This window comes from Dietzia sp. CW19 (genome assembly GCF_014145265.1).
In the GTDB taxonomy this organism is placed as follows: domain Bacteria; phylum Actinomycetota; class Actinomycetes; order Mycobacteriales; family Mycobacteriaceae; genus Dietzia; species Dietzia natronolimnaea.
The window spans coordinates 1-6,967 of sequence record NZ_JAALEE010000078.1 but is presented as its reverse complement, the minus strand read 5'-3'; the positions used below and the strand labels follow the sequence as shown (position 1 = coordinate 6,967).

The window sequence follows — 6,967 nt, the reverse complement described above, 5'->3', positions numbered from 1 at the left end:
TCCTGGCCTACCTCGGGATGGGGACGCCGTACGTGCTCGCGGTGCTGTCCCGTCTCGGCGGTCCGGTGCCGTGGATCGCCGCCCTGGCGGTGGTGTGCGTGCTGCTCATCCCGCTCGCGCAGCGGCAACTGCGGTAGCCGGCCCGGCTGGCCCGCCCCGCCCCGGCCCGGCTGGGGCATCGAGAAGAGCGTTTCGCGCATTCGCACTCGAGAAACGTGTTCGGAACGCTCTTCTCGACGGGGTGGTGGGCTTCGACGGGGATAGGGGCTTCGACGGGGTGGTGGGGGCCGGGCTCAGCCCGAGTTCCGCAGCGCGGTGGCCAGGCCGTTCATCGTCAGCTGGATGCCCGTCCGCACGTCGGGGTCGCGGTCGCCCGCGCGGTAGCGCCGAAGCAACTCCACCTGCAGCACGTTGAGCGGCTCGAGGTACGGGAACCGGTTCCGGACGGAGCGGGCGAGGGCCGGGTTGTCGTCCAACAGGGTCTCCTGCCCGGTCACGGCCAGCAGCATCTCGCGGGTGAGGTCGAACTCGTCGGAGATCACCCCGTGGATCCTCCTGCCCACCTCGGCGTCCGGGACCAGCTCGGCGTACCGGGCCGCCAGGCCCATGTCGGCCTTGGCCATGACCTGCGCCATGTTGGACAGCGTGGTACGCAGGAACGGCCAGTCCCGGTAGAGGCGCCGCAGCGTGGCCAACCGTTCCTCGGCGTTCGTGCCCCCGGCGTTCGTACCCCCGGCGGCTGCGCTGTCACCGTCGCCGGCATCCGCGTGACCGGCATCCGCGTGACCGCCGGTCGCACTCCCGCCGGTCGCTTCCCCGCCGGTCGCATTCCCGCCGTCATCGATCCAGCGCTTGAGGGCGCTGCCCACGCCGAACCAGCCGGGAAGCATGACGCGGGACTGCGACCACGACAGCACCCACGGGATGGCGCGGAGATCGTCGACCGTGGAGGTCTGCTTGCGGGAGGTGGGTCGGGAGCCGATGTTGAGCTCACCGATCTCGCTGAGCGGCGTGGAGGTGGTGAAGTACTCGATGAAACCCGGATCCTCGTGCACCAGTTCGGCGTAGGCCTCACGGCCGAGCCGGGCGAGCGCGGCCATCACCGCGTAGGCCTGCTCGGCGTCGTCACCCAGGCCCTCGACGTCGAGCAGCGAGACCTCGAGAGTGGCCGCCACCAGTGCCTCGAGATTGCGGCGTGCGCGGACCGGCTCCGAGTACTTGGCGGAGATGATCTCGCCTTGTTCGGTGATCCGCAACGCGCCCTGCACCGCGCCCGGGGGCTGCGCGAGGATCGCGTCGTAGGAGTTGCCGCCGCCCCGTCCCACCGCGCCGCCGCGGCCGTGGAAGAAGCGCAGGTGCACACCCGCACGCGCGGCCGCGTCGACGAGCGCGAGCTCGGCCTCGTAGAGCGACCAGTTGGCGGCGAGGTACCCGCCGTCCTTGTTGGAGTCCGAGTAGCCCAGCATGATCTCGAGCACGTCCTCCTGGAACCGCACCAGAGCGCGGAACTGGGGGAGTGCCAGGGCCGCGTCGAGCATCCGGGCCCCGCCGGCGAGGTCGTCGATGGTCTCCAGCAACGGGATGAGGCGCACGGTCGACCGGGGTTCGTCCGGGCTGCCGGAGAACAGTCCGACCTCCTTGAGGAGAACGGCGGGTTCGAGCAGGTCGGACACCGAGCCGCACATCGACACGATGTAGTGCGGCACCACGTCGGGTCCGAGTCCGGCGACCGCCTCCGCGGCGGCGCGCAGCACGCCCATCTCCTTGTCCGCGAACTCCGAGAGCTCCGCCCGGACGCCGAGCAGCGGTCGATCGTGGGAGAGTTCGCCGAGCAGGAGCTCGACGCGGGCGTCCTCGTCGAGCGCCGCGTAGTCCTCGGACACCCCGGCCAGCGCGAACAGCTCGGTGAGCAGGTCCTCGTGCGACTCCGAGTTCTGGCGCATGTCCAGGGACTGGAGGTGGAACCCGAACGAGTTGAGCGCCCACCGCAGGTCCCGCAGTCGCGGGGCGCGCAGCAGGTCGGACCCCACCGCGGAGAGCCCGGCGTCGATCGTCTCGAGGTCCGCCGCCATCTCCTCCGGGCCGGCGTACGGGGGGTCGTCGTCCAGGCCGATGAGCCGCCCCGCGGACAGCAGCACCGAGCGGGGCAGCGACGACCCGGTCGCGCGGGCGCGCGCGGCGAGCCGACGACGGACCACCCGGACCGCCTGGCGGAACGGCACGTCCTCCCGCGCCGGACTCCCCTCGACCTCGGTGTCCGTGAGGGAGTCGGCCAATGCGGCTATCCCGGAGTCGACCTCGACGATCCGGGCCGACATCGACAACTCACGCTCGAGCAGGCGCAACTGCTCGGCGTAGTGGCCGTGGAGCAACTCGGCCGCCCGGTCGGTGGCGAACCGCACCACCTCGCCGGTGACGTACGGGTTGCCGTCGCGGTCACCCCCGATCCACGAGCCGGGCCGCACGACGGCGCGGCCCCCGCACCCGAGGCGCTCGTCGATCTGGGCGTTGAGCGGAGGGATGACCTCGAGCAGGGTGGCCTCGTAGTACTGGAGCCCGGCCATCACCTCGTCCTCGATGTGGGGACGCTCGTTGCGGATGAGGGCGGTCTGCCACAGCGCGAGGACGAGCCGGCGCAGCTCGAGCTCGAGCTCGGCGAGCTCCGCCTCCGTCACGGGGTCCTGCTCCACCGAGCGCAGGCCGTCGCGACGGCCCATGAGGACGTGCACCCGGCGGGTGGCCTCGAACACCATCCGACGCCGGGTCTCCGTGGGGTGCGCGGTGAGGACCGGGGACACGCGGGCGGTCGCACGCACGGCCGCCAGTCGATCGTCGCCGTCCCCCTCCAGCAGGTCCGCCAACCGGGTCCACGTGACCTCCAGGTCACCGTCGGGCGGCGCCTCCCCGGCAGCCCGGTGCATCCGCCTGCGGCGCTCCTGGTGCAGGTCCTCCGCCACGTTGGCCAGCAGCGCGAACAGGGAGAACGCACGGATGACCGGAATGGCGTCGGCGGCGCTGATGTCCTTGAACAGGGCCGACACCTCGTCCCTGTCGGCCTCCGAGCGCCGGACCGCGAACGCCGTGCGGCGGGCCGTCTCGACGAGATCGAACACCCGGTCACCGGCGTGCTCACGGATCGTCTCACCGAGCAGGGAACCGAGGAACCGGACGTCGTCCCGCAGCGGGGCCACCGCCCGGGCGAGGGGATCGGTCCCCGAGTCGGTCGCGGGGTGATCCTGTGGGGTGTCAGCCATGGCCGCCAGGGTAGGCGGAGCATGTGACAGGCGGGTGAAACGTGGGATCGCGGGGGACCGGACGCCCGGCGGGCCGAACGGAGGTGGACCCCGGCCACGGAACAGGACGACACGGGGGACATCCCTGATGTACCGCGGCCCCGCGAGGCGCACACTGGAGGCATGACACAGCAGCCCGGATCCCCGCAGTACGGCGACCCCCGGTTCGGAGACCAGCCCGTGGCCGGGCCCGACGACCGCACCCCCGCCGCCCTCGCGCACGCGTCCAGCCTCATCGCCATGGCGCTGTCCGCCGGGTGGCTCTCCTTCGTGGGGCCACTCGTGATGTGGTTGATCTACAAGGACCGCAGCCCGTTCGTCCGACAGGCCGCCGCGGGGTCGTTCAACTTCAACGTCGGCCTGTGGATCATGAGCATCGTCGGGTGGATCTTCATCATCACCGTGATCGGCATCCCGATCGGCCTGGTGCTGTTGGCGGTCTCCTTCGTCCTCCAGATCGTCGGCCACCTGATCGGTACGGTGCGGGCCACCCGCGGCCGGATGATCAACTACCCGTTCCAGTTGCGCATCCTGAGCTGACGCCGCCGCTGCTCAGACCCCGGTCGGCTGCCGACCGTGGAGACTGTACTGCTCGAGCACCGAGTCGCGTAGCGCGCTGGTCAGCGGCCGGAACTCGTCGTCGTCGTCCCCTCCCACCAACGCGGCGCCGCCGCGCACGTAGACCTCACCGGGCCCGGTCCACGACTGCCGGCGCAGGTCGGGCTTGGCGATCTTCCGGGTCGCGGTGACCGGCATCGTCTCCATGATCCGCACGAAGCGCGGTGCCCACTTGGTCCCCATGTCGGGTTGGGTCCGGCAGAACTCGGAGAACGCGGCCGGGTCGAACGCCACGCCCGGCTCGAGCTGGATGGCCGCCATGACCTGGTCGCCCGTGCGGGGATCCGGCACGGGGTAGACGGCCACCACCAGGACGCCGGGGAAGCGGTCGAGGATCCGCTCGACCGGGCCGGCGGAGAAGTTCTCGCTGTCCACGCGGATCTTGTCCCCGGAGCGGCCGGCGAAGTAGAAGAACCCGTCGGCGTCCCGGTAGCCGAGGTCGCCGGAGTGGTAGACCTCGCCGATGTTGCGCTCGGCGGTGGCCTCCGGGTTGCGGTAGTACCCCTCGAACATGGCGGCGCCGGTGAGGTTGCAGATCTCCCCGATCGCCTCGTCGGCGTTGGCCAGGCCCCCGTCGGCGTCGAACTCGGCACGCGGGCACTCGCGGCCGTCCTCGTCGAGGATCGCGACGTCCATGTAGGCGCCCGCGACGCCGAGCGCGTCCGGCGGGGTGTCGGAAGTGCGGCCGATCACGACCCCGCCCTCGCTGGAGCCGTACGACTCACCCGGTTCGACGCCGAAGCGGCGGGCGAACTCGGCGCGGTCGTGGCTCGAGGCCTCGGTCCCGAAGACGGTTCGCAGGCGGGTCCGCTTCTCCTCGGGATGCTCGGGCTGGGCGAGGATGTAGGAGAGCGAGCGGCCCACGTAGTTGACGTAGGTGGCGCCGAAACGCAGCACGTCGGGCAGGAATCCCGAGGCGGAGAATCTCCGACGCATCGCGAACGTGCACCCGACGAACGCGGCGGGGGCGAACGCGGCGAACATCGCGTTGCCGTGGAACATCGGCATCGCGCTGTAGGCGACGTCGTCCCTCACCAGGTTGCGGTAGTTGATCGTGCCGAGCATCGCGAGCCGACCGGTCGAGCACATGACCGCCTTGGGCGCACCCGTGGAGCCCGAGGTGAACAGCAGCGCGAGCAGGGTGTGGGGGTCACGGGCGGCGTCGTGGAGTCTGGGCTCCGTCCCGGCGTGCGCGGCCAGCAGGTCCTGCTACCCGGCCGAGTCCACGTCGTGCACGGCCACGACCCCTCCAGTCTCGTCGGCCAGGGTGAGGCCGTCGAGCAACCCGGCACCGTGGGCGTCGGTGACGATCACGTCGCAGTCCACCCCGCGGATGTCCGAGGCCAGCTCGGCGCCCCGGCGGGTGGGGTTGACGCCGATGATCGTCACACCCGCCATGGAGGCCCCGGACAGGAGGAACAGATACTCGGGGACGTTCTCCAGCAGGATGCCGACGTGCAGGTGGCGGAAACGCTCGGGACGGCCCGCGTACGCATCGGCGTGCGTGACGGACCAGTCGGCCAATATCGCGGCGCGGACCGCGCTCTCCGCCACGAACTCCCGCCACGTCCAGCTCGAGTCCTCGAAGAGGAGACCGGGATGGTCGTCGGTCGAGCGTTCGAGGAGGATGTCGCCGAAGGTCTCGTGTCGCATCTCGTGGCCGGGGTTGAACTGGGGCGTGGTCATGAAGTTAAGTTAGCGCATTAGATCTGATCCATCCGGCGATGCGGAGTGCGATTCCCGGCGCGTGCGGACGCCACTCGCGCGACGATGGACACCCATCCCCCGCCCGGCAGGACCCCGCCCCGTGACCTCCCCCTCAGCGCACGCCTCCCGCCCACCGTGGGGCACCCGCATGCTCGGGCTCGAGCGGGAGGAACCCCCGCGACGGAAGCAACGGGTCCAGCGGGTGCTCACGCGGATGCTGGTGGTCACGCACGGGCTCGGGGTGGTGGGGGTCTGGATCGTGATCGGCCTGCTGCTGCCCCTCGAGCAGGTCATCTCCGGGCGGTTCAGCCCGGCGGCCCTGGTGGTGACCCCGGTGACCGCCCTCGTCGGGATCGCCCTCGGGTCGTGGTGGCTCCTCAAGGTGGTGGCCGGCTGGATGAGGTGGGCCGAGGAGAGCCGGCCACCGACCGCCGCCGAACAGGCGCGGTGCCTGTCGGCGCCGCTCGGGATCACCCTGCGGACCGGGGCGCTCTGGGCGGCCGGCGGCACTGTCGTCGCGGTGGCGTTCGCGGTCGAGGACGTCCGGTCCCTCTGGGTCGTCGCGGGCGCGATCGTGGTGATCGGGTCCCTGAGCTGTGGATCGGCCTACATCGTCGCCGAGATCGCGCTGCGCCCCCTCGCCGCGCTCGCGCTGGAGGCCGGTCCGACACTGCACTCCCCGGTCATCGGCGTGCGTGGGCGGTTGCAGGCCTTCTGGGTGGTGAGCTCCGGGCTCCCCCTCATCGGACTCGTGCTGCTCAGCGCCTACGCCGCCGCGAACAACCAGTTCCCCGTCTCACGGCTCGTGACCATCGTCGGGATCCTCGGCCTCGGGGCCCTCGCGGCCGGGTTCGCCGCGACCTGGTTGCTCGTGTCCGCCCTGCTCGCCCCGGTGTACTCCGTCCGCTGGGCCATGGAGGACCTCGCCGGCGGGGACCTCGACGCGCGCGTGGAGGTGTTCGACGGGACCGAACTCGGGCAGTTGCAGCGGGGGTTCAACCGGATGGCGGAGATGATCCGCGAGCGTCAGCGTCTGCGCGAGCTGTTCGTCCGCCATGTGGGTAGCCAGGTCGCGAAGGCCGCCGAGATCCAGGAACCCCATCTCGGCGGCGACACCACGTACGTCGGCGTGCTGTTCGTCGACCTCATCGGCTCCACCCGGCTCGCCTCCACCCGCCCCGCCCGGGAGGTCGTCGAGACCCTCAACGCGTTCTTCGAGGTGGTCGTGGACCGGGTCGAATCCCACGGCGGCCTGCTCGACAAGTTCCAGGGCGACGCCGCGCTGGCCGTGTTCGGGGCCCCCGCGCCCATCGCCGACCCCGCGACGGCGGTCCTCGCCTCGGCCCGGG

The 6,967-nt window shown here is 71.4% G+C and carries 5 protein-coding genes; 2 read left to right on the top strand and 3 right to left on the bottom strand.

Translation table 11 applies throughout. The annotated features are described in order from the left end of the window. Nucleotides 1-293 precede the first annotated feature (293 nt). Nucleotides 294-3,254 carry a phosphoenolpyruvate carboxylase gene (gene ppc, locus G6021_RS02845; RefSeq protein WP_241736397.1) on the bottom strand — a complete coding sequence of 987 codons (2,961 nt, stop codon included), beginning with the start codon at nucleotides 3,252-3,254 and terminating at the stop codon, nucleotides 294-296. Between the two features lie 162 nt (nucleotides 3,255-3,416). Between ppc and G6021_RS02840 the strand changes: the two genes are divergently transcribed. Then, nucleotides 3,417-3,833: a DUF4870 domain-containing protein gene (locus tag G6021_RS02840; protein WP_179524076.1), complete on the top strand. Its 417-nt coding sequence runs from the start codon at nucleotides 3,417-3,419 to the stop codon at nucleotides 3,831-3,833. 12 nt (nucleotides 3,834-3,845) lie between these two features. Here G6021_RS02840 and G6021_RS02835 read toward each other — a convergent pair whose 3' ends face one another. Then, on the bottom strand, nucleotides 3,846-5,111 hold the full coding sequence (locus G6021_RS02835; protein ID WP_277819566.1) for an AMP-binding protein: 1,266 nt from the start codon (nucleotides 5,109-5,111) through the stop codon (nucleotides 3,846-3,848). 9 nt (nucleotides 5,112-5,120) lie between these two features. Then, nucleotides 5,121-5,597, bottom strand: a complete 477-nt coding sequence (locus G6021_RS17845; RefSeq protein ID WP_347238905.1) for an AMP-binding protein — start codon at nucleotides 5,595-5,597, stop codon at nucleotides 5,121-5,123. 121 nt (nucleotides 5,598-5,718) lie between these two features. Here G6021_RS17845 and G6021_RS17840 point away from each other — a divergent pair. Continuing rightward, on the top strand, nucleotides 5,719-6,967 hold a 1,249-nt coding region (locus G6021_RS17840), incomplete at its 3' end, for an adenylate/guanylate cyclase domain-containing protein (protein ID WP_182640631.1).

Coding starts and splice junctions, on each gene's coding strand:
- ppc (WP_241736397.1), bottom strand. CDS start 3,254: ATGGCTGACACCCCACAGGATCACCCCGCGACCGACTCGGGGACCGAT.
- G6021_RS02840 (WP_179524076.1), top strand. CDS start 3,417: ATGACACAGCAGCCCGGATCCCCGCAGTACGGCGACCCCCGGTTCGGA.
- G6021_RS17845 (WP_347238905.1), bottom strand. CDS start 5,597: ATGACCACGCCCCAGTTCAACCCCGGCCACGAGATGCGACACGAGACC.